This is a genomic window from Bradyrhizobium sp. 195 (assembly GCF_023101665.1).
Taxonomy (GTDB): Bacteria; Pseudomonadota; Alphaproteobacteria; order Rhizobiales; family Xanthobacteraceae; genus Bradyrhizobium.
In genome coordinates this window covers 278,072-304,189 of sequence record NZ_CP082161.1, presented here as the reverse complement: position 1 = coordinate 304,189, position 26,118 = coordinate 278,072, and the positions used below count along the sequence as shown (strand labels likewise).

Sequence of the window (26,118 nt, the reverse complement as noted above, 5' to 3'; positions counted from 1 at the left end):
CGCAGCTTACTCCGCTGCCGTCACCGGCACCTTGGCGCCCTGACCGTAGCGCTGGTCGATGTAGTCAATCACCAGCGCCTTGAAGTCGGCGGAGATCGTGGGTCCGCGCAGCGTGCGGAACTTCTTGCCGTCGACGAACACCGGTGCCGCCGGCGCTTCGCCGGTTCCGGGCAGCGAGATGCCGATATTGGCGTGCTTGGATTCGCCAGGGCCGTTGACGATGCAGCCCATCACCGCGACGTTGAGCTCTTCGACCCCAGGATATTTCGTCTTCCAGGCCGGCATCTCGTCGCGGATGAAGTCCTGGATCGAGCGGGCCAGCTCCTGGAACGTGGTCGAGGTGGTACGGCCGCAGCCGGGGCACGCGGCCACCAGCGGCACGAAGGTGCGGAAGCCCATGGTCTGCAGCAGCTCCTGGCCGACCTGCACCTCACGGGTACGGTCGCCGCCGGGCTCCGGCGTCAGCGAGATGCGGATGGTATCGCCGATGCCCTGCTGAAGCAGGATGCTGAGCGCGGCCGACGACGCCACGATGCCCTTCGAACCCATGCCGGCTTCGGTCAGGCCGAGATGGATCGCATAATCGGAACGGCTGGCGAGATCCTGGTAGACCGCGATGAGATCCTGCACCGCCGAGACCTTTGCGGAGAGGATGATGCGGTCCTTGGGCATGCCGAGCTCTTCGGCGCGCGCGGCCGAAAGCAGCGCGGACTGTACCATGGCCTCGCGCGTCACCGCGCGCACGTCGCGCGGATTGGCGGACGCGGCATTCTCGTCCATCAGCTTGGTCAGCAGCTCCTGGTCGAGCGAGCCCCAATTGGCGCCGATACGGACCGGCTTGTTGTTCTTGTTGGCGATCTCGATGATGTCGGCGAACTGGGTGTCGCGCTTGTCCTTGAAGCCGACATTGCCGGGATTGATGCGGTACTTGGCGAGCGCCTCGGCGCAGGCCGGATAGGCCGCGAGCAGCTTGTGGCCGATATAGTGAAAGTCGCCGATCAGCGGCGTGGTGATACCGCGCTTGGCGAGACCATCGCGAATGTGCGGGACGGCGGCAGCGGCCTCCTCGCGGTCCACAGTGATGCGGACCATTTCGGAGCCGGCGCGCGCGAGCGCTGCAACCTGGGCAATGGTACCGTCGATGTCGGCGGTGTCGGTGTTGGTCATCGACTGCACGACGATCGGCGCACCGCCGCCGACGGCGACGTCGCCGACCTTGACCTGGGTGGTGTGATGGCGTGGCGCGGGCCCCGCGATGTCGGAATCGATGGTGGTTTCGGGCTTGTTCATGGGGTCCAAATATCAGGTTTTGGTGACGTTCAGCAATGCATCGCGCGGCGCCGCAGCCGTTGAGCTGGGACGGTTAACCAGAAAAAGCCCAGCAATTACAAGGACAGCCGCGGCCCCGAACGCCAGGCTCAAAGTGTCGTGCATGATGAAATAGCTACCCACCACGCCAAACAAAGGGGTGATGAAGGTAAAAGCTGACAATTTGCTGGCCGAATAAGCCTTCACCAGTGCGAACCAAAGCGTGAACGTGGTTCCAACCACCCAGATCGCCTGGAAGGCCATCAGGCCGAGCGACAGCGGCGCCGGCGTGTGCGTGATGGTCTCGCCGAACAGCCAGGCCGCCAGCCCCAGGATCGGGATCGAAATGGCGACCTGATAGCCCAGCGCCTTCTCGGGCGCGGCGAACCGCAGCCTCGTGCCCTTGGCAACCAGCGTCGTCGCCGCCCACAACGCGGCGCCGCCGACGATCATGAGGTCGCCGAGCAGGACATGCGAATCGACATTGGGCTGCGGCACGCCGATCGCGAGGGCGACACCGGCAAAGCTGATGGCGAGGCCCAGCCATTGCGAGGCGCCAAGCCGCTCGCCGAGCACCTGATAGGAGCCGAGCGCGACGAAGAACGGCGCGGTGTAGAGGAACACCACCGCGCGAGAGGCGGAGGTGAGGCGCAGCCCCTGAAAGATCAGCACGAATTCGATACCGAACATCAGCCCGGCGACCAGGCCCGGCTTCCACGTGCCGTCATTCTCGAAGAATTTGACGCCGCGAAGCGTGCCGATGATGAACAGCACCGGCAGCGCACCCATCGAGCGGATCGTGGCCTGGAGCATCGGCGGAATGTCCGGCAGCACCAGCTTCACCGCGATCTGGTTGAAGCCCCAGGTCAGGCACAGCATGAGCATCAGGGCAATGGCGCCGGCACTGAGGGGACGCGCGACGGATAGGTTGGCTTGTGGTGAGGACATGTCTTCCCGAAAAACCGGCTTTGCGCCGTTGTTGCTTTATGCAGCTTTCTGACAATGGGTGCAGACGCCCGTGATCTCCACCACGGACAATTTGGGAGCAAAGCCTGAGCTGCGTGCCGCGGCATTGAGATTCCCGGCGAAGGATGCGGACGGGATCTCGCCGACCAGGCCGCAGCGCTCGCAGATCAGGAACGCCACCGCCGAGGTCGCGTCGTGGTCGTGGGCGGCACAGGCGAGGTAGGCGTTGCGGCTTTCGATGCGATGCACGAGGCCGTTGGCCATCAGGAAATCGAGAGCGCGATAGACCGTGATCGGCGCCGGCCGCGACATGGATTTGGCAAGCTCGTCGATCACCTCATAGGCGCCGAGCGGGCGGTGGCTGGACAGCAGCGCGCCCAGCACCTGGCGGCGTATCGGCGTGAATTTCTGCGCGCGCTGCTCGCAGACCTCCTCGGCGTGCGCCAGCGCATCCGCGGTGCAGCGGCCGTGATCGTGATCGGGCGCGGGAAAGGCAGATTTAGCAGGGGTCATGCAGCCGACCTTCTAGCATTTCGGCCGCGGAACCCAAAGCACGACCAGCAATGCGGCGGTCAGCCATGCCATTGCCGAGGGACAGCATCGCGCAAACCCGCCATGAAATAATCATAAGCTTGCTTATTATATGCCAAGCTTATTGGGGATCAAATTCATGAGCCGCGGGTCTGTCGACCAGAACTTCCTGTTTACGCTGGGCGAGCTCTACCGCCTCTTGCGCGTCTATGCCGACAAGGAGGCGTCGCGGTTCGGCATCACCCGCGCCCAATGGGCGGTGCTGGCCAAGGTCGAGCGCAGCGAAGGCATGAAGCAGTCGGAGCTCGCCGAACTGCTCGAGATGCAGCCGATCACGCTGACCCGCCTGATCGACAAGCTCTGCGACAACGACTGGATCGAGCGCCGCAGCGATGCCTCGGACCGCCGCGTCAAGCGCCTGTATCTCAGGAAAGCCGGCCGGCAATTGCTGGGTCGGATGAGCGGGCTGAAGTCGGAGCTGACGGCCAACGCGCTCGACGGCATCACGCCGGCGGACGCCCATCGCCTCCTCACTCAGCTCGAAAGCATCAAGGAGAACGTGCGCACCGCGATCCAGACCAGCGGCGCGGAGCAAGCACGTAAGGAGCAGCGCTATGGCTGACCAAGTCCTCAAGTTCCAGCCCGAGCAGAAGACCGACAGCGGCAAACCCACCAAGAAAGCGGGCACCGATCCGCGCCGCCGCCTGGTGGCGGGCCTGCGCCGCTACCGCCGCTTCCTGCTCCTGGTCGTGCTGCCTGTGATCGCCGTCATCGGCGGCCTCACCTTCTATCTGAATGGCGGCCGCTATGTCGGCACTGACGATGCCTATGTCGGCGCGCAGAAGGTGCTGGTGACGCCCGACATCTCCGGCAAGATCCAGAAAGTCATCGTGAAGGAAGGCCAGTCCGTCAAGCGGGGCGACGAGCTGTTCGAGATCGACCCCGTTCCGTTTCGCCACGCGGTGGACGAAGCCAAGGCGCAGCTCGCGCAGGCCCGCACGACCTATGACAACCTCGTCGCCAACATCAAGATCTATGGCGACATGCTCGATCTGGCCCAGCAGGGCATCGATCTGAAAAAGCGCGACGTCGAGCGCAAGCAGGCGCTGGTGAAGAACAATTACGGCTCGCAGCTCGATCTCGACAACGCCTCGAATGCGCTGGTGACTGCCGGCGCGCAGGCGCAATACATCAAGCAGCAGCTTTCCAACGCCAAGACGCAATTGCTCGGCGACCCCGCGTTGCCGCTCGAGCAATTCCCGGCCTACGCACAGGCGAAAGCCAAGCTGGACGATGCCCAGCGCAACCTCGACCACGCCGTGCTGCGCGCGCCGATGGATGGCGTGGCGACGCAGGTCGAGCAGATCCAGCTCGGCCGCTATGTCGCTGCCGGCACGCCGGTGTTTTCGATCATCGACGTCGCACACCCCTGGGTCGACGCCAATCCGAAGGAGAGCGACCTCACCTATGTGACCGAAGGACAGCCCGTCACGCTCGAGGTCGACGCGTTCCCGAACCATGTCTTCAAGGGCAAGATCGGCTCGCTTTCGCCCGGCACCGGCGCGCAATTTGCGATCCTGCCGCCGCAAAACGCCACCGGCAATTTCGTCAAGGTGGTGCAACGCGTGCCGATCCGCATCTATTTCGACGAGACCGACAAATACGTGCGGAAGCTGAAGGCCGGCATGAGCGTCTATGCCACCATCGACACCGGCCATCAGCGCTCGCTGGCCGGCCTGCTCGGCCTGTCGGCGACAGCCAACCAAGACAAAGACTGAGCCAAGGACTGATCCGATGTCCGGTCCCAATGCCAGCCTGATGGTCCCCGGCCTGCGCCGGAACATGGTGACGATCTGCGCCATGACCGCGACCATCATGCAGGCGCTGGACACCACCATTGCCAACGTTGCCCTGCCCTACATGCAGGGCACGCTGTCGGCCTCGCAGGACCAGATCAATTGGGTGCTGACCTCCTACATCGTCGCCGCGGCGATCATGACGGCCCCGGTGGGCTGGATCGCCAACCGCTTTGGCCGCAAGCGCATCTTCATCATTTGCTCGGCCGGCTTCACCATGGCCTCGGTGCTGTGCGGCCTCGCGCAGGACATCAACCAGATGGTGCTGTTCCGCCTGCTGCAAGGCGTGTTCGGCGCGGCCCTGGTGCCGCTATCGCAGTCGGTCATGCTCGACTATTACACGCTCCAGGAACGCGCCAAGGCGATGTCGATCTGGGGCATGGGCGTGATGATGGGCCCGATCATGGGGCCTTCACTCGGCGCCTGGCTGACCGAGACCTATTCCTGGCACTGGGTGTTCTTCGTCAACCTGCCGTTTGGCGCCATCACCGTGCTCGGGCTGATCGTGTTCATGGACGAGACCGACAAGAACCTCAGCCTGAGATTCGACTGGTTCGGCTTCGCGGCACTGGCCGTTGCGATCGGCTCGCTTCAGCTCGCGCTCGACCGCGGCGAGCAATTGGGCTGGCTGGAATCCAATGAAATCCTCGCGGAATTCATCGTCTCGGCGGCCGCGTTCTACTTCTTCCTCGCGCACTCCTTCACGACCTCGACGCCGTTCATTCGCTTCGGCCTGTTTCGGGACCGCAACTTCGTCACCGGCTGCATGTTCATGATCGTGATGGGGCTCGTGCTGTTCTCGACCATGGCGCTGGCCTCGCCCTACATGCAGAACGTGATCGGCTATCCCATCATCACCGCCGGCCTGCTGCTGGCGAGCCGCGGCTTCGGTACCTTCTTCGCCATGATGCTGGTCGGCCGCATGATGCGCTATTTCGAGGCGCGCACGCTGATCATCGCCGGCCTGACGCTGACCGCGGGCTCGCTATTCCAAATGACCGGCTGGACCGATCTGACCCAGGTGCCCGAGATCGTCACCGTCAGCGTCATCCAGGGTTTTGGCTTCGGCCTGGTCTTCGTGCCGCTTTCGACAGTGGCGTTCCTGACCCTATCGAACGATCTGCGCACCGACGGCACCGCCATGCTGACCCTGATGCGCAACGTCGCAAGCTCGGTCGGCATTTCGGTCGTCATCGCGCAGTTGACGCAAGGGACGCGGCGGACCTATGCGATCCTGTCCGAGCATATCAACCCGTTCAACCATGCACTCCAGATGCCTGACGTCAGCGGCATGATCAACCTGTCCACCGACGGCGGCCGCGCCCTGGCCGACAGGATGGTCAGCGTGCAGGCTCAGATCATCGCGTTCGCCCACGACTACCAGCTGGTGATGGTCTTCATCCTCTGCACCATCCCGCTCGCCTTGCTGATCGGCTCGACCAAGGCCACGCTGCGCAAGCAGGCCGCGGGGCCGGAGCATGCGGTGATGGAGTAGGCGATCTCTCGTGCTCCGGACGCAGCGCAGCACGCAAGTGATGCGCTGCTGAGCCGGGGCCCATGTCCGCGGCCGGTTCTGCGGCACACTGCTACGCGCTGCACCGCGCCCGGGACAAGAGCCGCGCTACAACAACTCCTCACACCCCAAATCATCCACCGCCGCAAACACCCGCTCCAGATTGTTCCACCAGATCAGCGGCGGGATCTTGAGGCTCCACTGCCAGACCGGCCTCGTGATCTGCCAGAGCACCGACCAGCGGTAGTCGCGATCGAGCGCGCCGCGCGTGTAGCCGGAGATGCCGCTTTCGAGCAACCTGTCGTGGTAGAGATTGAGCAGCGAGCGTTCGAGCGCCTGCCGTCGCTCCGGATACCATTGCATGGCCATCATGTAGGCGAGGTCTTGGGTCGGAACGTTGATGCTCCAAAGATCGAAATCGAAGATGCGCACAGTATCGGCGACGCCCGCGCGCGGCAGCAGGAAATTCCAGGTGTGGGCGTCGCCATGCGTGATGCTGAGATGGCGGCGCGAATGGTAACGCTCGGACAGCCGCTCCGACTGGTCGATGAGGCGACGGAAGAGGATCCGCCGCTCCTCGCTGAGGCGATCACCAAGCAGATCGGCGAAGCGATCGTAATGGCCGGCGAACGTCTCCATGCGCTGCGCGCTGTCCTCCATGCTCGCCCAGGTACCGACCGTGTCGCCGAGGCTCGGATGGTCCCACCAGGCTGCATGCCAGCGCGCGAGCGCGGCGACGATGGCGAACGTCTGCTCGCGTGACGGCGGCACCGGCCAAGCCATCGCGATTTCGTGGCTGTCGGTGAGATCCTCGATCAGCAGATGCCAGGTGGGACTGTGCTCGTCGAAATGCCCATCAAAGCAGCGCGGCACAAGCCCCGGCGGCATCTTCGGTGCAAGCTGCGTGTAGTAGTCCACCTCGCGCCGGCCGCCATTGGCGAGGCTCTCGGCGAAAGCGGAATTGGGAGTCTTCAGGATCAGCGATTGCGGGGCGCCGGTGGATTCGCCGACATAGCGCAAGCCGAGACGGATGATATGCGACACCACGGTGTCCCGCTGGTGCAGCACCTTCACCTCGCGCACCGCACCGGCGTCCAGCACGCCGCCCCGGCGCAGCGCGGCCGTCAGTCGGGCGGGCTCAACGACCGCCGGCAATTGTGGAGATGTCATGAACCACGATGCCCCTGTCCCCGTGCCATCCTGCACGATCAAACTCCCGGGCACCAGCGGCCGAAATGCCGCCGGGCTCAGGCTGCCGCGGTCGAGTCGCGCACGGTCCGCACGACGACGGACCGGAGCTGTTCGAGATTGGCCGCCATGCCGGCAATCGCCTGCCTGACCTCCGCGGCGCGCTCGTTCACGGAGGCGGCGTCGCGGCTGACATTGCCGATCTTGGCCGAAACCTCCCTCGCGGCGGACGCCGACTCGGAAATCGACCGCGTGATCTCCCGCGTGGCAGCGTCCTGCTCTTCCATCGCGGCGGCAACGGAGGTCGCGACGCCATCGATCTCGACGATGTGCCCGCCCATCGTCTCGACGGCATCGACCGCAGCCTGCGTCGAGGCCTGAATCTCGGTAATCAGCCGCGTGATCTCCTCGGTGGATTTGGCGGTCTGATCCGACAGGGATTTCACCTCGGCGGCGACCACGGCGAAACCGCGACCGGCCTCGCCGGCGCGCGCCGCCTCGATGGTGGCATTGAGCGCCAGCAGGTTGGTCTGGCCGGCGATGCCGCCGATGAGGTCGGAGACCTCGGCGATTTTCTTCACCGATCCCGCCAGCGCCTGAATGGTCGAACGCGCCTGCTCGCGGCCGGCCACGGCAGATTTGGTGACCGTGCTGGTCCGCGCGACCTGGCTCGCGATCTCGCGGATGGAGGCGCTCAGCTCTTCGGCCGCGGCCGAGACGGTCTGCGAGCTGCCAAGGGCCTGAGTGGAGGCCGCGGCGACCGCCTGCGACTGCGCGGAGAGCGAACTTGCGATCTCGGACAGGCTGGTAGCGGCCCGCTCGACGCCATGGCTCGCCGCGCTCGCGGTGTCGACCGAACGGCCGGTCTCGCGCTCGACGGTCTCGGCCATCTGGTGCAGGGCGCCGCGCTTGGCCAGCGCGGCCTCCTGTTCCTGCCGCAACTGCTCCTCGCGCAGCCGGGAATTCTCGACCGCCGCCTGCTTGAACACCTGGAGCGCGCCCGCCATCGAGCCGACCTCGTCCTGTCGATGCGCGAAAGGAATATCGGCGGCGAGATCGCCGGTCGCGAGCTTCTGCATCGTATCCGTCATGCGCACGATCGGGCGCACCACGCCGAGGGCAACGCCGAGCAGGCCTGCGGCAATGAAGGACAGAACGGCGGCGGAGACGCCGAGGAGGATGAAGAGCATCGAGCTGTCGCGGTCCGCGGCCAGCTTTTCCATGGCGGCATTCTGCTTGTTGGCGTTCTCGACGATGCTGTCGATCACAGCGCGATGCGCGGTGTAGGCGTCCTTGAGCTGCGTATAGGCGCGCTCGGAAGCGGCTGCGTCCTTGGCCGTGAGGGCCGGCAGGAGCTGGTCGGACGCCTTCCAGAACTTCTGCACCTCGGCATCGGATTTCGACACCAGCGCGGTTTTCAGGTCGGCCGAGAGGCTGGAGGTGACCCAGAAGGCCTTGCGCTCCTCGTAATCCTTGCGCAGCTGGACCAGGCGTTCGCCGTGGGCGGCCAGCTGGTCCGGCTCGCGCATGGCCAGGGTCGCCTCGAGATAGGCCTCGATGACATATTCCGGTGGGGGCAGAATGTCCGCGATGAGATCGTTGCCGAGCTTGATGCCGGAGTACAGCGGACCGCCCACCTTGAGCTCGCGTAGCGCATAGAGGCTGGTGGACACGACCGCAGTAAAGCCGATGGCGAGAACAATGCCGAACGCGACGATCGCGGAGGACAGCGACAAACGAATTTTCATGAAAATAATCCAGGGCGCGCGCCAAAACTGCGTGAAGCCTAGATCAATGTGGTAAATGCGGGATTGCCTCGCGGAGAAGTTGCAAAAAGAATGGCTCCGCAGAACTACGGTAATTGGACGTCGATCAGTCGGTTTTAGGTCAGAGGGACTGACGCACAGCGAGCCGAGCGACGAAAGCTACGCAGGCGCGATTGCGCAGGATGAGAACTGGCGCCGGCGAGCTGGCTCACCGGCGCGCTTGTCTCACACGTCGAAGAACACCGTCTCGTTGTCGCCCTGCAGCCGCAGGTCGAGCCGGTATACGGCCTTACCCGCCTCGCGCACCGCGGTCAGCGTGGCACGCCGATCCGTGGGGACCAGCGCCAGCACGGGATCGGCGACGTTGCCGGCCTCATCGCTGAAATAGATCCGGGTGTAGAGATGCCGCAGCATGCCGCGGCCGAACACCGCAAGCAGGATGTGCGGCGCCTGCGGCTTGCCGTCGGGATCCGGCACCGCGCCGGGCTTGATGGTGTCGAACGCGTAATTGCCGTCCTTGTCGGTGCCGCAACGGGCAAAGCCGCGGAAGCTCGCATTCGGCAAAGCACGCTTGTCCTGCGGGTCGGCAAAGCGGCCTTGCGCGTCCGCCTGCCAGATCTCCAGCATGCAATCCGGAACGGCAACGCCGTCGCCGTCGAACACCCGGCCTTCGATACGGATGCGGTCGCCCGTGACATCGGGCGTGAGCGTCGAGCTGGTGAACGCGTCGTTCCAGGCATACTCGCCATTCGGCGTCAGGCCGTACTTGAAGAACGGACCGACGGTCTGCGATGGGGTGATCCCGTTGTCCTGCACTTAATGGTTCTCCATGGGGGTGGCATTCTTGCCGCGCAGCACGATGTCAAAGCGGTAGCACAGCGCCCATTCGGGCTGGGTGTTCTCGAGGTCGAACGAGGAAACCATCCGCGCCCGCGCCTTCTCGTCCGGCACCGAGTTGAAGATCGGATCGAACGGGAACAGCGGGTCGTTCGGGAAGTACATCTGCGTCACGAGGCGCGTCACGAAGGAATGGCCGAACACCGACAGATGGATGTGCGCGGGACGCCAGGCGTTGTGGTGGTTGCCCCAGGGGTAGGCACCGGGCTTAATGCTGACGAAGCGGTAGTAGCCGGCGGCATCGCTCACCGTGCGGCCGGCACCCGTAAAATTCGGATCGAGCGGCGCCGGATGCTGGTCGCGGACGTGAACGTAGCGGCCGCAGGAATTGGCCTGCCATATCTCGACCAATGAGTTCGGTACACCGCGACCGTCCTCGTCGCGCACATGGCCGTGCACGATGATGCGCTCGCCGAGCGGCTCGCCGCTGTGCTGGGTGGTCAGGTCGCTGTCACCCTTCCGCACGGTCTCGTGGCCGTAAACCGGACCCGTCAGCTCCGACAATGTATGGCGCATCGGGATCAGGGGCTTGTTCGGCGCGCGCTTGATCGAGCTCTTGTAGTCGGGCGACAGCGGCAGCGGATGCGCCTTGTTGCTGTCAGTGGGATAGATGAATGTCATTGGCGAACTCCTCCCCGGCCATTGTGGTCCAGCCGGACAACGCTTCCGCCAATCATTATAGGATATAACTAATTTGGGGAAGCGGGTTTAGCACCGTTCCTGCGCCCGGCAGCGGGCCTATGCGCGCCCTATTTGATCGGCGGACGCGGCAGCACGGCTTCCCCAGCCTCGAGCCGGTAGGTGTGATCCAGCGAATACCAGGGAGCGACGACATCGCGTTCGGTCGGGTGTGGCCTGTCATGGCGCAGGAACTTGCCGATCAGCGCCTTCGTCACGCCGAACTGCACGTCGCTGTCGATATGCGGATCGGCGGGATCGTAGACCTGCGAGATCAGCACCTTGAATCCGGGCTTGAAGACCAGAGCGTGCAGGTGCGCGGGACGATAGGGATGCCGGCTCTGCGCCTCAAGCAGGCGGCCGACCACGCCATTGGTCGGAATGGGATAGCCGACCATCATCACCGAGCGGAAGGCGAAGCATCCGTCCTGGTCGGTTGTGAACTTGCCGCGCAGGTTCATGTCGGCCTGCTCGGGGTCCTGGTTTTCATAAAGACCGACCGGCGAAGCATGCCAGACATCGACCTCGGCACCGGTCACGGGACGGCCGTCCCTGTCGACGACACGGCCGCTGACGAACAGCGGCGCACCCGGCGTCTGCGAGCGCACGATCGAGCCGCCATTCTCGACCCGCGGCGAGTTCAATCGCCAGAACGGTCCGAGTAGCGACTGGTCGGTTTCCGTGTTGCCCTGATCGCCATTGTTCAGCAGGCACACCAGCGGCGAGACGCCGAGCGAGCCCGCCATCAGCACGACCTCATTATGCGTGTCGGTCGAGAGCTTGCCGAGCTCGGCGATAACAGCCGTGGCGTCGCGGAATTCCTTCTCGGTCAGGCGAACGTCGCGGATGAAGCCGTGCAAATGCTTGACCAGGGAGACCATGATCTGGCGCAGCCGCGGATCGGACGTCCGCTCCATCACCGCCAAGGCCGCAGCCGTGACGTCCTGCTCGCGCGCGATGATCATGGGCGGTCCTTCTCTCCGTCATTCCGGGATGGTCCGAAGGACCAGACCTCAGGTGCGCAATGCGCACCGGGGAATCTCGAGATCCCGGGTTCGGTGCAAGTGCACCGTCCCGGGATGACCGAACGCAGAGCGTTCGGTCAGTTCAACTTCTCGATAGCGACCGCCACGCCCTGGCCGACGCCGACGCACATGGTGGCGAGCGCGAGCTTGCCGCCGCGCTTCTCCATGCCGTGGACGGCGGTGAGCGCGAGACGTGCACCGCTCATGCCGAGGGGATGGCCGAGGGCGATCGCGCCGCCATGCGGATTGACGAAATCCGCATCGTCGGCGACGCCGAGCTGGCGCATGCAGGCGATGCCCTGCGAGGCGAAGGCCTCGTTGAGCTCGATCAGGTCGAAATCGCTGATCTTCTTGCCGAGCCGTTCCATCAGCTTGCGGGTCGCCGGCACCGGGCCGATGCCCATGATGCGCGGCGGCACGCCGGCCGAGGCAAGGCCGAGGATGCGCGCGCGGGGCGTCAGACCATGCTTCTTCACCGCAGCTTCCGAAGCCAGGATCATCGCGGCGGCGCCGTCATTGACGCCGGAGGCATTGCCGGCGGTCACCGTGCCGGGATTGCGCACGATCGGCTTCAGCTTGGCGAGACCTTCCAGCGTGGTCTCGGGACGCGGATGCTCGTCCTTGTCGACGGTGATCGGGCCCGCCTTGCCACCGGGAATGGTGATCGGAATGATTTCTTCCGCAAAATAGCCGGCGGCGATCGCGGCACCTGCACGCTGCTGCGAGCGGATGGCGAAGGCGTCCTGGTCGGCGCGCGAGACCTGGAATTCCTCGGCGACGTTCTCGCCGGTCTCCGGCATGGCATCGACGCCATACTGCGCCTTCAGCAGCGGATTGATGAAGCGCCAGCCGATCGTGGTGTCGAAGATCTCTGCCGAGCGCGAGAAGGCCTCCTGCGCCTTGCCCATCACGAAGGGCGCGCGCGTCATGGATTCGACGCCGCCGGCAACGGCGAGCTCGATCTCGCCGGAGCGGATGGCGCGACCTGCGGCGCCGACCGCATCGAGGCCGGAGGCACAGAGGCGGTTCAGGGTCTGACCCGGAACCGAATCCGGGAGACCCGCGAGCAGGAGCGCCATGCGCGCGACATTGCGGTTGTCCTCGCCGGCCTGGTTGGCGCAGCCGAAAAAGACTTCGTCCACCTGGGCCCAGTCGAGATTGGGATGCTTGGCCATCAGCGCCTTGATCGGGGCGGCGGCGAGATCGTCGGCGCGCACCTTGGCGAGCGAGCCGCCGAAGCGGCCGATCGGGGTTCGCACGGCATCGCAGATAAAGACATCACGCATCGTTGTTCTCCCTGAATGCCGCGGTTCGGCCAGAATTCTTCAATGACGGCGGAGTTTTAGGAGGGCGCCCGCGGCAGGTCAATTGACCGATGCGCGCGTGTTCCGAGGGGGCCGCACGCCAGCCACGCATGCCGCAATGCGGACAACGTGGAAAACCCGCTCCTGCCGGCCAAAGCGATAGGAGCAGGTGCCGAAATTTTGTAGGTTGCGCCGCCCATGACCATGCAACAGCCGATACCCGTTCCGCCCCCCGACGAAGTGCCCGCCGCGCCCGCGGAAGCCATCGCGCGCGTGACGCCGATGATGGAACAGTACCTGGAGATCAAGGCAGCGCATCAGGGCCTGCTGCTGTTCTACCGGATGGGCGATTTCTACGAATTGTTCTTCGAGGACGCCGAAATCGCCTCCAAGACGCTGGGCATCGTGCTGACCAAGCGCGGCAAGCATCAGGGCGCCGACATCCAGATGTGCGGCGTGCCGGTCGAGCGCTCCGAGGACTATCTGCACCGCCTGATCTCTGCCGGCCATCGCGTCGCGGTCTGCGAGCAAACCGAAGATCCCGCCGCCGCCAAGGCGCGCGGCAACAAGAGCGTGGTCCGCCGGGGCGTCGTGCGGCTGGTCACGCCGGGCACGCTGACCGAGGACACGCTGCTCGATGCGCGCGCCAACAATTACCTGCTGGCGATCGCGCGCGCCCGCGCCTCCGGTGGCGGCGATCGCTTCGGCCTTGCCTGGATCGACATCTCGACCGCCGAGTTCATGGTCACCGAATGCTCTAGCGGCGAGCTCGCCGCGACGCTGGCGCGCATCAACCCGAACGAGGCGATCGTCACCGACGCGCTCTACAACGACAGCGAACTCGGACAGACCTTGCGCGAGCTGCCGGCGGTGACGCCGCTGACGCGCGACGTCTTCGACGGCGCCACCGCCGAGAAGCGACTGTGCGATTACTTTGCCGTCGCAACCATGGACGGGCTCTCCCAGCTCACGCGCTTGGAGGCCACCGCCGCGGCCGGGGCCGTCACCTATGTCGACCGTACCCAGGTCGGCAAGCATCCGCCGCTATCGCCACCCGCGCGCGAAGCCTCGGGGGCGACCATGGCGATCGATCCGGCGACACGCGCCAATCTCGAGCTGACGCGGACGCTCGCAGGCGAACGCAGAGGTTCGCTGCTCGACGCGATCGACTGCACCGTGACGTCAGCAGGCTCGCGCCTGCTGGCGCAGCGGCTGGCGGCGCCGCTGACGGATGCTTCAGCAATCGCGCGGCGGCTCGATGCGGTCAGCGTCTTCGTCGCCGATTCAGCCGCGCGCGAGGACATCCGCAGCATCCTGCGCGGCGCGCCCGACATGTCGCGGGCGCTGGCGCGTCTGTCAGTCGGCCGCGGCGGCCCGCGCGATCTCGCGGGCCTGCGTGACGGCATCATCGCCGCCGACCAGGTGCTGGCGCGGCTTGGCGAACTCGACCAGCCGCCGCAAGAGCTCGCGGCGGTCATGGTGGCGCTGCAAAAGCCGTCGCGCGAGCTGGCGGCGGAATTCGCCAGTGCGCTCGATGAGCAGCTGCCGCTGATCAAACGCGACGGCGGCTTCGTCCGCCAGGGCTATGAGCCGGCGCTGGACGAAGCGCGAAACCTGCGCGATGCCTCACGCCTCGTGGTGGCCTCGATGCAGGCCCGCTACGCGGATAGCACGGGCGTCAAGGGCCTCAAGATCCGGCACAACAACGTGCTCGGCTATTTCGTCGAGGTCACCGCGCAGCACGGCGACAAGCTGATGTCGGCACCGCTGAACGCGACCTTCATCCATCGCCAGACGCTGGCGGGCCAGGTTCGCTTCACCACCTCGGAGCTCGGCGAGATCGAGGCCAAGATCGCCAATGCCGGCGATCGCGCGCTCGGACTGGAGCTCGAGATTTTCGAACGGCTATCGGCCAAGGCCATGGCGATCAGCGACGATCTGCGCGCGGCCGCGCACGGCTTTGCGTTGCTCGACGTCGCGACGTCGCTGGCAAAGCTCGCGGTCGACGACAATTATGTGCGGCCGGACGTGGACGAGTCGCTCGGCTTCGCGATCGAGGCCGGCCGCCATCCCGTGGTGGAGCAGGCCCTGAAGCGCAACGGCGAGCCGTTCATCGCCAATGCCTGCGATCTGTCACCCGCGCCTGCGCAAAAATCCGGCCAGCTCTGGCTGCTCACCGGCCCCAACATGGCCGGTAAATCGACTTTCCTGCGCCAGAACGCGCTGATTGCTCTTCTTGCTCAAATCGGAAGTTTCGTGCCGGCGACGCGCGCGCGGATCGGCATCATCGACCGGCTGTTCTCGCGCGTCGGCGCCGCCGACGATCTCGCCCGCGGCCGCTCCACCTTCATGGTGGAGATGGTCGAGACCGCGGCGATCCTGAACCAGGCCGGCGAGCGCTCGCTCGTGATCCTCGACGAGATCGGCCGCGGCACCGCGACGTTCGACGGCCTCTCGATTGCCTGGGCCGCGATCGAGCATCTGCACGAAAGCAACCGCTGCCGCACCCTGTTCGCCACCCATTATCACGAGCTGACCGCGCTCTCGGCCAAGCTGCCGCGCATGTTCAACGCGACAGTGCGGGTGAAGGAATGGCAGGGCAATGTCGTATTCCTGCACGAGGTGCTGCCCGGCTCGGCCGACCGCTCCTACGGCATCCAGGTCGCCAAGCTCGCCGGCCTGCCGCCCGCCGTGATCACGCGCGCGAAGTCCGTGCTCTCCAAGCTCGAGGCCCAGGATCGCGGCCAGACCGCGCGAGCGCTGGTGGACGATCTGCCGCTGTTCGCCGTGCCCTCGCGCGCCGCGGCCGAAGCCGCGCCGCCGAGCGAAGCCGAGCTGTTGATGGAAGCCGTGAAGGCATTACACCCCGACGAGATGTCACCGCGCGAGGCGCTGGACGCGCTCTATGCGTTGAGGGCGAAGCTGCCGAAGCAGTGAAAGGTGCCGTAGGTCTCGTAGGGTGGGCAAAGCGAAGCGTGCCCACGTCCTGTGCGTTGATCGAGGGAAAGACGTGGGCACGGCGCGCAAGCGCGCGCCTTTACCCACCCTACGAAGCTACGAAACCGCGGCAGCCTTCCGCTTCCTTCGCCCCCACCACCACAACGTCAGATTCCACACGATGCAGGTCGTCAGCGCGAGGCTGAGGCCAATGGTGGAGCCGAAATTGGCGGCGCCGACATGCACCACCGCGATCGCCATGCCAAATCCGAGCAGCCCCCAGGCGGAGTTGGCAAGCACCGCGGCGGTCGGCGGGCCGCCGATACGCGGATGCAGGATCACCATGATGCTGGTGAACACGACCGGGTACAGCGCGATGATGCCGCTGATGCGGGGACCGACCCAGCCCGAGGTCGAGACCACGATCGCGACGAGCGTCGCAACCAGCGAGGCCCGCATCGGCACGTCATACCAGCGGCGCGTCACCAGCGGCATCTTCACATGGCGATAGCCGGCCAGCAGCGGAATGCAGATGCCGAAGGCGATCAGATTCGCAGCCAGTCCGGCGGTGAGCGACCAGTCGAACTGACGAATGATCGAAGCAAGCACGATCCAGACCGCGACCGCGCTTCCACCACTCACCAGAAGACTGTGCCGCTGCGCCAGCACGACATAAGTGAGGCACATGAAGATCGTTGCCGCGTTGATCGGGAGACTCGCCAGCGAGCCTTGCGCGATGAAGGCGGCGTCGTGATCGAGTGCGAGGAAGACGTAGGACGGGCCGGCCGAGATCGGCAAGGTCGCGACCAGCGCGCCGATCACCGGGCCGGCGCGTTCGGTGATGATCGACGCCGTCACGACGAACGCCGCGGAGATCGCCATGCGCAAGAGGAGGAAGAGGAGGAAGTGAAGGTCGAGGGACATTCTATCTGTCATTCCGGGGCGCGCGAAGCGCGAGCCCGGAATCCATAACCACAGGCTGTAGTGGTTCAAGAGCTGGAGCAACGGCCGTCTGATATCACGACGGCCTGTGGTTATGGGTCCCGGGCTCGCGCCAAGTGGCGCGCCCCGGGACGACACCGACTGTTTTGCTACGCTTCTCGCCTCACATCCGCTGCATCGATACCGACACCTTCGGGCCGTTCTTGATGGTCTGATAGACCACGCAATAGCGCTCGGTCAGCTTGAGCAGCAGATCGAGCTTGTCCTGCGGCGCGTCGGTGTCGACCTCGAAGCGCAGACGGATCTCGGCGAAGCCGACCGGGGTCTCCTTGTCGATGCCGAGCGTGCCGCGGAAATCGAGATCGCCCTCGGCATAGACGTTGCCGGTCTTCAAGGGCACCTCGATCGCGGTCGCAACCGATTTCAGGGTGACACCGGCACAAGCCACCAAGGCTTCGAGCAACATGTCGCCGGAGCAGAGCTCAAGGCCGGAGCCGCCGGTCGCCGGATGCAGGCCCGCCATTGCGATGGCGCGACCGGTCTCGACCTTGCAGGCGATGCCTTCGCCATCGGTGGAGCCCTTGGCCTTCAGCGTGATCAGCGCGGTCTTGGGGTCGGTCTTGTAGCGCTCCTTGATCGGAGCCTGCATCTGGCGCAGCTCTGCAGCGTCCATGTTCGTTCTCTCCCGGAAAAATCGCCCTTCGATGTACCGGCTCGGAGAGAAATTGTCACCACCACATGGCCTGACCGGGACCCTGGGTTGCGTCACGGTCAGGCACGCTGCGGTCGAGCGAACGGTCGAGTGACGTCAGCACACTTCGCTTGAAATTCTCGAACAACGGCGCATTGCGGTCACGCGGACGGCCGAGATTGATCTCGATCTGATCGAACAGCCGCCCCGGTCGCGGCCGCATCACCAGGACGCGGTCGGCCAGCACGACGGCCTCGTCGACGTCATGCGTGACCAGGATGAGCGTCGGCCGGGTGTCGGCCCAGAGGTCGAGCAGATGATCCTGAAGGTCGCGGCGGGTGAAGGCATCGAGCGCGGAGAACGGCTCGTCGAGCAAGAGCACCTCCGGCTGCGGCACCAATGCGCGGGCGATCGCGACGCGCTGCGCCTGTCCGCCGGAGAGTTCGCGCGGCCAGGCCTGCGCCTTCTCGGCCAGCCCGACCCGCGCGAGCGCCCGCGCCACCTTCTCGCGCCGCTCAGCCGCGGGCAGATCGGCAAGGCCAAAGCCGATATTCTCGGCCACGCTGAGCCAAGGCAAAAGCCTGGGCTCCTGGAAGATGATGCCGATCTTGGCATGGGGCGAACTGATCGCCTCATTGTCGAGCGTCACGGTGCCCGAGCTGGCGCGGTCGAGACCGGCGACGGCGCGGAGCAACGTTGATTTGCCGCAGCCGGAGCCGCCGATAATGGCGACGATCTCGCCTTGCCTGATCTCGGCGGAGAAGCGCGCCAGCGCCTGCACGCCGTTCGGATAGGTCTTGCTGACCCGATCGAGCGCCAGCATCGCCTTTAGGCTCCCTTTGCGCGGACGAAGGCATCCTGCCATCGCAGGAAGGGCGCGGCGGCGACCTCGATGAGCCAATCGGTGAGCTTGCCGAGGATGGCGAAGATCACGATCGCTGCCAGGATCTGCGCGGGCTTGCCGAGCTGCTGGCCGTCGAGCAGGAGATAACCGAGGCCTTCGGAGGCGCCGATCAGCTCGGCCGCCACGACGAACATCCAGCCGAGGCCGAGCCCGACGCGCAAGGACACGACATAGGCCGGCAACACGGCGGGCAACAGGATGCGGCGGATCATCGCCGGGCCGGACAGGCGGAAGGTGCGACCGACCTCCACGATCTTGCGGTCGACCGAAAGGATCGCGCCCATCACGCCGAGATAGACCGGGAAGAACACGCCGACCGCGATCAGCGCGACCTTCGAGGTCTCGAAGATGCCGAGCCAGAGGATGAACAGCGGCACCCAGGCCAGCGAGGGGATCGCGCGCAGCGCTTGCACGGTCGGATCGAGCAGCCGGCGGGCGAGCGACCAATAGCCGGAGATGGCTCCCAGCAGCGTGCCTGCGGCCACGCCGAACGCGAAGCCGAGCGCGACGCGCCACAGCGTCGCGGCAATGTGGCGGACCAGCTCGCCTGAACGGGCGAGCTCGGCGATGGTGGCAAAGATGCGCGAGGGCGGCGGCACCAGCCGGCCGTTGGACCAGCCGAGCCAGACCACGAGTTCCCAACCGACCGCGAGCGTCAGCGGCAGCAATATCCCAAGCAGCGGCCGCGCATAGCGCGACAGCCGCGAAGGCGCGTCGACGTTTTCGGCCGGTTCGGAGGCTTGTTGCAGGACTGGCGCGTCGGAGATCATGGCCGGTAGGAAGCGCGTCTGGTCGGGGAATGCAACACTACTATTGCCGCCTCGCCGCCGCTCTCTTCCTTCTCCCCTTGTGGGAGAAGGTGGCGCGAAGCGCCGGATGAGGGGTTTTCTCCACTCGCAACACTGATCGTGAGGATAGATACCCCTCACCCGGCTTCGCTTTGCGAAGCCACCCTCCCCCACAAGGGGGGAGGGTTGAGAGCGTCAATTCGTCGGCAGCGGAACCTGGTCATCGATCAGGGTATCCAGCGTCGCCTTCACGTCGACTTTGGCATCGACGACGCCGGCCTGTTGCAGCGCGAGGCCGGCGGCGAGGATCGACTCGCGCTGGGGCGCGCCGATGCGGCTATGGGTGAGCTCGGTGCGCTCCTTGAGCTGCTTGTCGACGACAGCCTCAGGCAGCTTTGTGACGGCGATGAAGGTCTTTTTCAGCTCGTCGTAATTCGCCAGCGAATACTTTCGCGCCTCCTCGTACACCGCGAGCACGCGGCGAGCGGCGTCAGGATGGTCCTTCAAAAACTGCTCGCGCACATTGAGGATGCCCCAGGTGTTCGCGTCGGCCTTGCGGTAGAACAGCTTTGCGCCTTCCTCGACCTCGGCCTGCGCCATCATCGGATCGAGGCCGGCCCAGGCATCGACGTCACCGCGGATCAGCGCCGTCTTGCCGTCGGCGTGCTGGAGCAGCACCGGCGTGATGTCCTTCTCGGTCAGGCCGGCGCCAAGCAGAGCGCGCACCAGGAAGATGTGCGGATCGGTGCCGCGCGTCACCGCGACGCGCTTGCCCTTGAGATCGGCCACGCTGGCAATCTTGGAATCCTTGCCCGTCACCAGCGCGGTCCACTCGGGACGCGAATAGACGTAGATCGACTTGATCGGGTTGCCGTTGATCTTCGCCACCAGCGCCGCCGAGCCCGCGGTCGAGCCGAAATCGATCGAGCCCGCATTGAGGAATTCGAGCGCCTTGTTGGACCCGGCCGACTGCACCCAGGTGACCGTGATACCGTCCTTGGCAAACTCCTTCTCGAGCAGCCCTTTCTGCTTCAGGACCATCGACACCGGATTGTAGGTCGCCCAGTCGATGCGGATTTCCTTGAGCGGATCCGCCGCCTTTGCCGCTTGGGTCATGGCGAGCGCAACCGCTCCCGCCAGCAGAATACGTCGTGTCATCCTGGTCATGCCAAGCCTCCTCCAAAACCTCATTGTTTTTCAATGAGTTATATCTAAAAATCAACGAGAAAATCCGCCCCTTGAAGGCCCGCCGGCCGAGCACAGATTTGTCCAAAGCCGCAGCTTTCCAGCATGGAACGACTATTGCCAGAGAATGGCGGGTGACAGCGCCTGTCACCTCTTATATCCGGTGAGCCATGGACAGCGTCGCGACTGAGCACAAGGCCGAGATGGACGATCGTTTCGACACGGCGCGGATCACCGCCGCGGTCGATGCGCTTGCCGAAAAGCATCAGGGACGCGAAGATGCGTTCCGCACCGCCATGGCGCAATTGCTCAAGGCCGAGCTGATCGCGGCACGCGCCGCGGCACAGGAAATCCTTTTGAAGGACCGCCACGGCCGTCACTGCGCCGAGCGGCTGTGTCACGTCCAGGACGAGATCATCCGCATTCTTTATTCGGCGGCGACCCGTCATCTTTACCGCTCGCCGATCCCGAGCGGCGCCGAGCGCATGGCGGTGGTCGCGACCGGCGGCTATGGCCGCGGTCTGATGGCGCCCGAATCCGACATCGATCTCCTGTTCATCCTGCCCTACAAGCAGACCGCCTGGGGCGAGCAGGTCGCCGAAGCCATCCTCTATTGCCTCTGGGACATGGGGCTGAAGGTCGGTCACGCCACGCGCTCGGTCGATGAATCGATTCGGCAGGCGCGCGGCGACATGACCATCCGCACCGCAATCCTGGAGACGCGCTTCCTCACCGGCGACAAGCCGCTCTATGACGAGCTGGTTGCGCGCTTCGACAAGGAGGTGGTCCAGGGCACCGCATCGGAATTCGTCACCGCAAAGCTCGCCGAGCGCGAGGAGCGGCATCGCCGTGGCGGCCAGTCGCGCTACCTGGTCGAGCCCAACGTCAAGGACGGCAAGGGGGCCTTGCGCGACCTGCACACGCTGTTCTGGATCGCCAAATATGTCTACCGCGTGCGCGACACCAGCGAGCTGGTCGAGCGCGGCGTGTTCGACGCGCAGGAATATCGCAGCTTCCGCCGCTGCGCCGATTTCCTCTGGTCGGTGCGCTGCAATCTGCACTTTTACTCCGGCCGCGCCGAAGAGCGCCTCTCCTTCGACCTCCAGCGCGAGATCGCGGTCCGGCTCGGCTACACCTCGCATCCCGGCATGCAGGACGTCGAGCGCTTCATGAAGCACTACTTCCTGGTCGCCAAGGAAGTCGGCAACCTCACCGCCATCCTCTGCGCCAAGCTCGAGGACCAGCAGGCCAAGCCCGCGCCGGTGCTGAGCCGGATGATGGCGCGGCTGCGGCCGACCGCGGTGAAGCGGCGCGTCCCCGACAGCGACGACTTCATCGTCGACAACAACCGCATCAACGTTGCAGCGCCCGACGTGTTCAAGCACGATCCCGTCAATCTGATCCGTATCTTCCGCCTGGCGCAGAAGAACAACCTCGCCTTCCACCCGGATGCGATGCGCGACGTGACGCGGTCGCTTGGCCTGATCAACGCGCAGCTTCGCGAAAATCCCGAGGCCAACCGGCTGTTCATGGAGATCCTGACCTCGGACAACGCCGAGATCGTGCTGCGGCGGATGAACGAGACCGGCGTGCTCGGCCAGTTCATCCGCGCCTTCGGCAAGATCGTCTCGATGATGCAGTTCAACATGTATCATCACTACACGGTCGACGAGCATCTGATCCGCTGCATCGGCTTCCTGCAGGACATCGAGCGCGGCGGCGTCGAGGAATTCGCGCTCGCCAGCGACCTCATGCGCAAGTCCCGGCCCGAGCACCGCGCGGTGATCTATATCGCGACGCTGCTGCACGACGTCGCCAAGGGCCGGCCGGAAGATCACTCGATCGCCGGCGCCAAGGTGGCGCGGCGGCTGTGCCCGCGGCTCGGCTTCAGCCCGGCCGACACCGAACTCATCGCCTGGCTGATCGAGGAGCACCTGACGATGTCCACGGTCGCGCAGTCGCGCGACCTCTCGGATCGCAAGACCATCGAGAATTTCGCCGCCGTGGTGCAGTCGGTCGAGCAGATGAAGCTGCTGACCATCCTGACCACCGCCGACATCCGCGGCGTCGGTCCCGGCGTGTGGAACGGCTGGAAGGCGCAGCTGCTACGCTCGCTCTACTACGAGACCGAGCCGGTGCTGACCGGCGGCTTCTCGGAGGTCGATCGCGGCAAACGCCTCGCCGCGGCCTATGCCGAATTCCGCATGGCCTTCGCCGAATGGCCGGAGGACGAGCTCGATGCCTATATCGGCCGGCACTATCCGGCCTATTGGCTCAAGGTCGAGCTGCCGCGCAAGATCCGTCACGCCCGCTTCGTCCGCTCCAGCGAGCAGGCCGGCCACAAGCTCGCGATCAATGTCGGCTTCGACGAGGTGCGCGGTGTCACCGAGCTGACGATCTTCGCCGCCGACCATCCCTGGCTGCTGTCGATCATCGCCGGCGCGTGCGCCTCGGCCGGCGCCAACATCGTCGACGCCCAGATCTACACCACGACCGACGGCCGTGCGCTCGACACGATCTCGATCTCCCGGGAGTACGACCGCGACGAGGACGAGGGTCGCCGCGCCACGCGCATCGGCGAGATGATCGAGGACGTACTCGAAGGCAAGCTGCGCCTGCCCGAAGTGGTGGCGCGGCGCACCCTGCGCAGCAAGGCGCGGCCCTTCGTGATCGAGCCGGAAGTGACCATCAACAACCAATGGTCCGACCGCTACACGGTGATCGAGGTCTCCGGCCTCGATCGCCCCGGCCTACTCTACGAGCTGACCACCGCAATCTCGAAGCTCAACCTCAACATTGCGTCAGCCCATGTTGCGACCTTCGGCGAGCGCGCGCGTGACGTTTTCTACGTCACCGACCTTCTGGGCGCACAGATCAGCGCGCCGACCCGGCAGGCTGCGATCAAGAGCGCGCTGACCCATGTGATGGCGGGCGACAAGGCGGTTGCCGCACCGGCGGCGTGAATTTCTTTCCTCATTCCGGGCTCGCCGCGGTGCGGCGCTCCGGAATGGCAAGAGGAGATGTCGGCACGCCACGCCTTCACCCCCTTACCAATCAACGCGCCGACTTCTGTTCGGAGAGTCGTAGTGCGTTCACTAGTGCAGACAGCGCGGCTGGTTGATGCTGACGACTGGGATAATACATGAAGAAGCCGGGAATCGGCGGCGTCCAGTCCTCCAGCACCCTGACAAGGCGGCGTTGCGCAACATATCCGGCGACCTGCTCCTCATAGGCAATTCCGATACCGACTCCAGCAAGCGCCGCCTGGATCACCAGGTGAGTATCGTCAATGATGAGCGGGCCATTCACGTTGATGGTGACCGACTTTCGTCCCTGCTCAAACTCCCACCGATAAGGACCACCCGCAAGACGCAGGGTGATGCACCGATGATCGCTGAGGTCCTTTGGCTTTTCGGGGATGCGTCGTGAAGCGAAATAGCGTGGCGACCCTACGACCGCCAATCGCAGTTCGGGCGTGACACGAACCGCGATCATGTCCTTTTGAATGTACTCGCCAAGCTGAATACCGGCATCGAACTCGCCTGCAACAAGGTCCACAGGTCCCGTGACGGTGACAACGTCCAGAACGATGTCAGGGTAGGCCTCGGCGAAGGCTCTGAGGCGCGGTAACAATACCATCACGGCAGCGGATCGTGACATGACAATTCGAAGGCGACCTTCGGGACGGCGCCGAACGCTTTGGGCTCTGTCGATGGCATCACGAATTTGCTCAAGTGCCGGCGACACGTCTTCCAAAAGAGCTGCCCCCGCAGCGGTTGGCGCAACGCTCTTGGTTGTTCGAGCGAGCAGCTTCAGCTCGAGCCGCTGCTCAAGCCTCCGGATGGTGTGGCTCAAGGCAGACTGGGATACACCCAGCTTTACCGCAGCGCGTGTAAAGCTTCGCTCATTGGCTACGAGTGCAAACGCAGCGAGCTCGTTCATTTCGTTTGTCATCATTCATGAATATCGCTCATGAGCTCATGCCATGCAAGACGTCTAGCCTCATAAGCCAGTTTGCCGTAGTCCTGCGTGGGCAAGAAGACATCTGCAGTACCTTATGAACGCGGCGGCAAGGTTGGCGCTCGGCATAGCTGCATGAATGAGTTCGGTGTAATTTGAGGATGACAATGGACACGGACACTTCCGCCTTGCGCTCCCTCGCGCAAACCTATTCCGATGCCGCCTATGAAATGGATGCTGAGAAATTTGCATCCATACTTCATCCCTTGAGTTCGGTGACGAAGGTCGCCGAGGACGGCGATATCGGCGTGACGCCGATTGCAACCTGGCTAGCAGCGGTTCGCAACATGAAAGCTCCGAAGCAACAGCGCTTCGAGCGGGATGATCAGATCCTGTCAATCGACATTGAAGGAGAGCTCGCGCTCTTGAAAGTGAAATTGCACATTCCGCCGCGTCGCTTCACGGACCTTTTGTCATGCCTGAAGGTGAACGGGACCTGGAAGATCGTGCAGAAAGTGATGACGTCGCAAATCTGATGGATTCGGTTACAGCGGAGGAGAGCTGCGAAGGGTCGCTCGACGACCCATCGCCGGGGGCACGACCGTGAAGCCCGGTTCCTTGTCGCTCCCCCATCCTCAAACCGGCTCTTAGAGCTCCACCCCCTCGTGCCGCAGCAGCCAGCGCTTGCGCTCGAGGCCGCCGCCGTATTTCACCAGCGAACCATCGGCGCCGATGAGCCGATGGCATGGCAGCACCACGCTGATCGGGTTGGAGCCGTTGGCGTGGCCGACGGCGCGAATGGCTTTTGGCGTGTCGATCCTGGCGGCGAGCGCGCCATAGCTCATGGTGGTGCCCGCAGGGATTTGCGCGAGCGCAGTCCAGACCTTTTGCTGGAACGGCGTGCCGGCGATGCGCCATCCGATGCTCGAGAGCTGACCGAGATCGCCTTCGAAATAGCCCGACAGCGCCGTCCGCATGGTCGCGGGCGCAGGCTGATCGCTCAGATCGACCACGCCGTAGTGCAGGCGCAGGAGCTCGCGCATGCGGTGCTCGTAGTCTGCCCAGTCGAGCGCGCGTAGCGCACCCTCGGCATCGGTGACGAGCAAGGCGATTCCGATCGGCGTCGTCAGGCGATCGAGGCCGAAGCGAATAGAGAGTTTGGTTGAGCGGCTGGCCATTGCGGCACCATTGCATCGAAACACGCCCATCGCACTTGCCATGCCGGCCATGCTAACGTCCACCCGAAAGCTGACGCTTTGGGGGGAGCTGACTTGATCCTGATCGCCAATGTCCTGGTGGCGCTGGTCGCCGCGCTACACGTCTTCTTCCTGATCCTGGAGATGTTCCTCTGGGACAAGCCGCAGGGCCTGAAGGTGTTTCGCAACACGCCAGAGAAGGCCGAGATCACGAAAGTGCTGGCTGCCAATCAAGGGCTCTATAACGGCTTCCTCGCCGCCGGCCTGATCTGGGGTCTCGTCCACGGCAACCCGGCCTTCGCCTTCCAGATCAAGGTGTTCTTCCTGCTTTGCGTGATCGTGGCCGGCGCCTATGGCGCCGCGACCGTCAGCAGCCGCATCCTGATGGTCCAGGCGCTGCCGGCGGCGGTCGCGGTGGCTGCCTTGTTCCTCGCCTGGCCCTCGACCTGAGACGCTACGGCGCAGCGCTGCGATCCTTGCGCG

Annotated in this window: 23 protein-coding genes; 7 read left to right on the top strand and 16 right to left on the bottom strand. The window is 64.8% G+C overall.

Annotated features, from left to right (window positions below):
- Nucleotides 1–6: 6 nt before the first annotated feature.
- The 3 genes from ispG to IVB26_RS01385 are packed head-to-tail and all read right to left on the bottom strand — an operon-like array spanning nt 7 to nt 2,787.
- On the bottom strand, nt 7–1,290 hold the full coding sequence (ispG, locus tag IVB26_RS01395) for a flavodoxin-dependent (E)-4-hydroxy-3-methylbut-2-enyl-diphosphate synthase (protein WP_247970280.1): 1,284 nt from the start codon (nt 1,288–1,290) through the stop codon (nt 7–9).
- Nucleotides 1,291–1,302: 12 nt separating this feature from the next.
- On the bottom strand, nt 1,303–2,256 hold the full coding sequence (locus IVB26_RS01390; protein WP_247970279.1) for a DMT family transporter: 954 nt from the start codon (nt 2,254–2,256) through the stop codon (nt 1,303–1,305).
- Nucleotides 2,257–2,292: 36 nt separating this feature from the next.
- Complete coding sequence (locus IVB26_RS01385; protein ID WP_246922826.1) at nt 2,293–2,787, bottom strand: Fur family transcriptional regulator; 495 nt, start codon at nt 2,785–2,787, stop codon at nt 2,293–2,295.
- Between the two features lie 157 nt (nt 2,788–2,944).
- On the opposite strand from IVB26_RS01385, the gene IVB26_RS01380 reads away from it, so the two are divergent.
- From IVB26_RS01380 to IVB26_RS01370, 3 genes are read left to right on the top strand one after another with little or no spacing between them, the layout of a single operon-like run.
- A complete protein-coding gene (locus IVB26_RS01380; protein WP_247970278.1) occupies nt 2,945–3,427 on the top strand; it encodes a MarR family winged helix-turn-helix transcriptional regulator in 483 nt (160 codons plus the stop codon).
- Nucleotides 3,420–4,583, top strand: a complete 1,164-nt coding sequence (locus tag IVB26_RS01375) for an HlyD family secretion protein (RefSeq protein WP_247970277.1) — start codon at nt 3,420–3,422, stop codon at nt 4,581–4,583. Before IVB26_RS01380 ends, IVB26_RS01375 begins: the two co-directional genes overlap by 8 nt.
- Before the next feature lie 16 nt (nt 4,584–4,599).
- Nucleotides 4,600–6,156, top strand: coding sequence for an MDR family MFS transporter (locus tag IVB26_RS01370; RefSeq protein ID WP_247970276.1), 1,557 nt, complete (start codon nt 4,600–4,602; stop codon nt 6,154–6,156).
- Between the two features lie 126 nt (nt 6,157–6,282).
- Here IVB26_RS01370 and IVB26_RS01365 read toward each other — a convergent pair whose 3' ends face one another.
- From IVB26_RS01365 to pcaF, 6 genes are all read right to left on the bottom strand, one after another.
- On the bottom strand, nt 6,283–7,344 hold the full coding sequence (locus tag IVB26_RS01365) for an ecdysteroid 22-kinase family protein (RefSeq protein ID WP_247970275.1): 1,062 nt from the start codon (nt 7,342–7,344) through the stop codon (nt 6,283–6,285).
- A 77-nt stretch (nt 7,345–7,421) separates the two neighbouring features.
- Entirely contained in the window at nt 7,422–9,110 is a 1,689-nt protein-coding gene (locus IVB26_RS01360) for a methyl-accepting chemotaxis protein (protein ID WP_247970274.1), read from the bottom strand.
- Between the two features lie 243 nt (nt 9,111–9,353).
- Nucleotides 9,354–9,944 carry a protocatechuate 3,4-dioxygenase subunit alpha gene (pcaG, locus tag IVB26_RS01355; protein ID WP_247970273.1) on the bottom strand — a complete coding sequence of 197 codons (591 nt, stop codon included), beginning with the start codon at nt 9,942–9,944 and terminating at the stop codon, nt 9,354–9,356.
- Nucleotides 9,945–10,646: a protocatechuate 3,4-dioxygenase subunit beta gene (gene pcaH, locus IVB26_RS01350; protein ID WP_247970272.1), complete on the bottom strand. Its 702-nt coding sequence runs from the start codon at nt 10,644–10,646 to the stop codon at nt 9,945–9,947.
- Between the two features lie 128 nt (nt 10,647–10,774).
- Complete coding sequence (locus tag IVB26_RS01345; protein WP_247970271.1) at nt 10,775–11,668, bottom strand: dioxygenase family protein; 894 nt, start codon at nt 11,666–11,668, stop codon at nt 10,775–10,777.
- Nucleotides 11,669–11,805: 137 nt separating this feature from the next.
- Nucleotides 11,806–13,014 (bottom strand): 3-oxoadipyl-CoA thiolase, encoded by a 1,209-nt coding sequence (gene pcaF, locus IVB26_RS01340; protein WP_247970270.1) that lies wholly within the window; start codon nt 13,012–13,014, stop codon nt 11,806–11,808.
- A 216-nt stretch (nt 13,015–13,230) separates the two neighbouring features.
- Between pcaF and mutS the strand changes: the two genes are divergently transcribed.
- Nucleotides 13,231–15,969, top strand: a complete 2,739-nt coding sequence (gene mutS, locus IVB26_RS01335) for a DNA mismatch repair protein MutS (protein ID WP_247970269.1) — start codon at nt 13,231–13,233, stop codon at nt 15,967–15,969.
- A 117-nt stretch (nt 15,970–16,086) separates the two neighbouring features.
- Here mutS and IVB26_RS01330 read toward each other — a convergent pair whose 3' ends face one another.
- The 5 genes from IVB26_RS01330 to IVB26_RS01310 form a co-directional block, all read right to left on the bottom strand.
- Nucleotides 16,087–16,893: a hypothetical protein gene (locus IVB26_RS01330; protein ID WP_247970268.1), complete on the bottom strand. Its 807-nt coding sequence runs from the start codon at nt 16,891–16,893 to the stop codon at nt 16,087–16,089.
- A 181-nt stretch (nt 16,894–17,074) separates the two neighbouring features.
- Nucleotides 17,075–17,584: an OsmC family protein gene (locus IVB26_RS01325; protein WP_166476544.1), complete on the bottom strand. Its 510-nt coding sequence runs from the start codon at nt 17,582–17,584 to the stop codon at nt 17,075–17,077.
- Between the two features lie 55 nt (nt 17,585–17,639).
- Nucleotides 17,640–18,425, bottom strand: a complete 786-nt coding sequence (locus IVB26_RS01320) for an ABC transporter ATP-binding protein (RefSeq protein ID WP_247970267.1) — start codon at nt 18,423–18,425, stop codon at nt 17,640–17,642.
- 5 nt (nt 18,426–18,430) lie between these two features.
- Entirely contained in the window at nt 18,431–19,276 is an 846-nt protein-coding gene (locus tag IVB26_RS01315) for an ABC transporter permease (protein WP_247970266.1), read from the bottom strand.
- A 213-nt stretch (nt 19,277–19,489) separates the two neighbouring features.
- Entirely contained in the window at nt 19,490–20,461 is a 972-nt protein-coding gene (locus tag IVB26_RS01310; RefSeq protein ID WP_247970265.1) for an aliphatic sulfonate ABC transporter substrate-binding protein, read from the bottom strand.
- A 188-nt stretch (nt 20,462–20,649) separates the two neighbouring features.
- Here IVB26_RS01310 and IVB26_RS01305 point away from each other — a divergent pair, with 188 nt between their 5' ends.
- On the top strand, nt 20,650–23,442 hold the full coding sequence (locus IVB26_RS01305; protein WP_247970264.1) for a [protein-PII] uridylyltransferase: 2,793 nt from the start codon (nt 20,650–20,652) through the stop codon (nt 23,440–23,442).
- Nucleotides 23,443–23,533: 91 nt separating this feature from the next.
- Here the strand turns inward: IVB26_RS01305 and IVB26_RS01300 are convergent, their stop codons facing one another.
- The gene (locus IVB26_RS01300) at nt 23,534–24,421 is read right to left on the bottom strand and encodes a LysR family transcriptional regulator (protein WP_247970263.1); all 888 of its coding nucleotides are present in this window, start codon (nt 24,419–24,421) and stop codon (nt 23,534–23,536) included.
- Nucleotides 24,422–24,606: 185 nt separating this feature from the next.
- Here IVB26_RS01300 and IVB26_RS01295 point away from each other — a divergent pair, with 185 nt between their 5' ends.
- Entirely contained in the window at nt 24,607–24,975 is a 369-nt protein-coding gene (locus tag IVB26_RS01295) for a nuclear transport factor 2 family protein (protein ID WP_247970262.1), read from the top strand.
- A 111-nt stretch (nt 24,976–25,086) separates the two neighbouring features.
- Here IVB26_RS01295 and IVB26_RS01290 read toward each other — a convergent pair whose 3' ends face one another.
- The gene (locus IVB26_RS01290; RefSeq protein ID WP_247970261.1) at nt 25,087–25,617 is read right to left on the bottom strand and encodes a methylated-DNA--[protein]-cysteine S-methyltransferase; all 531 of its coding nucleotides are present in this window, start codon (nt 25,615–25,617) and stop codon (nt 25,087–25,089) included.
- Between the two features lie 99 nt (nt 25,618–25,716).
- Between IVB26_RS01290 and IVB26_RS01285 the strand changes: the two genes are divergently transcribed.
- Entirely contained in the window at nt 25,717–26,085 is a 369-nt protein-coding gene (locus tag IVB26_RS01285) for a DUF1304 domain-containing protein (protein ID WP_247973386.1), read from the top strand.
- Nucleotides 26,086–26,118 lie beyond the last annotated feature (33 nt).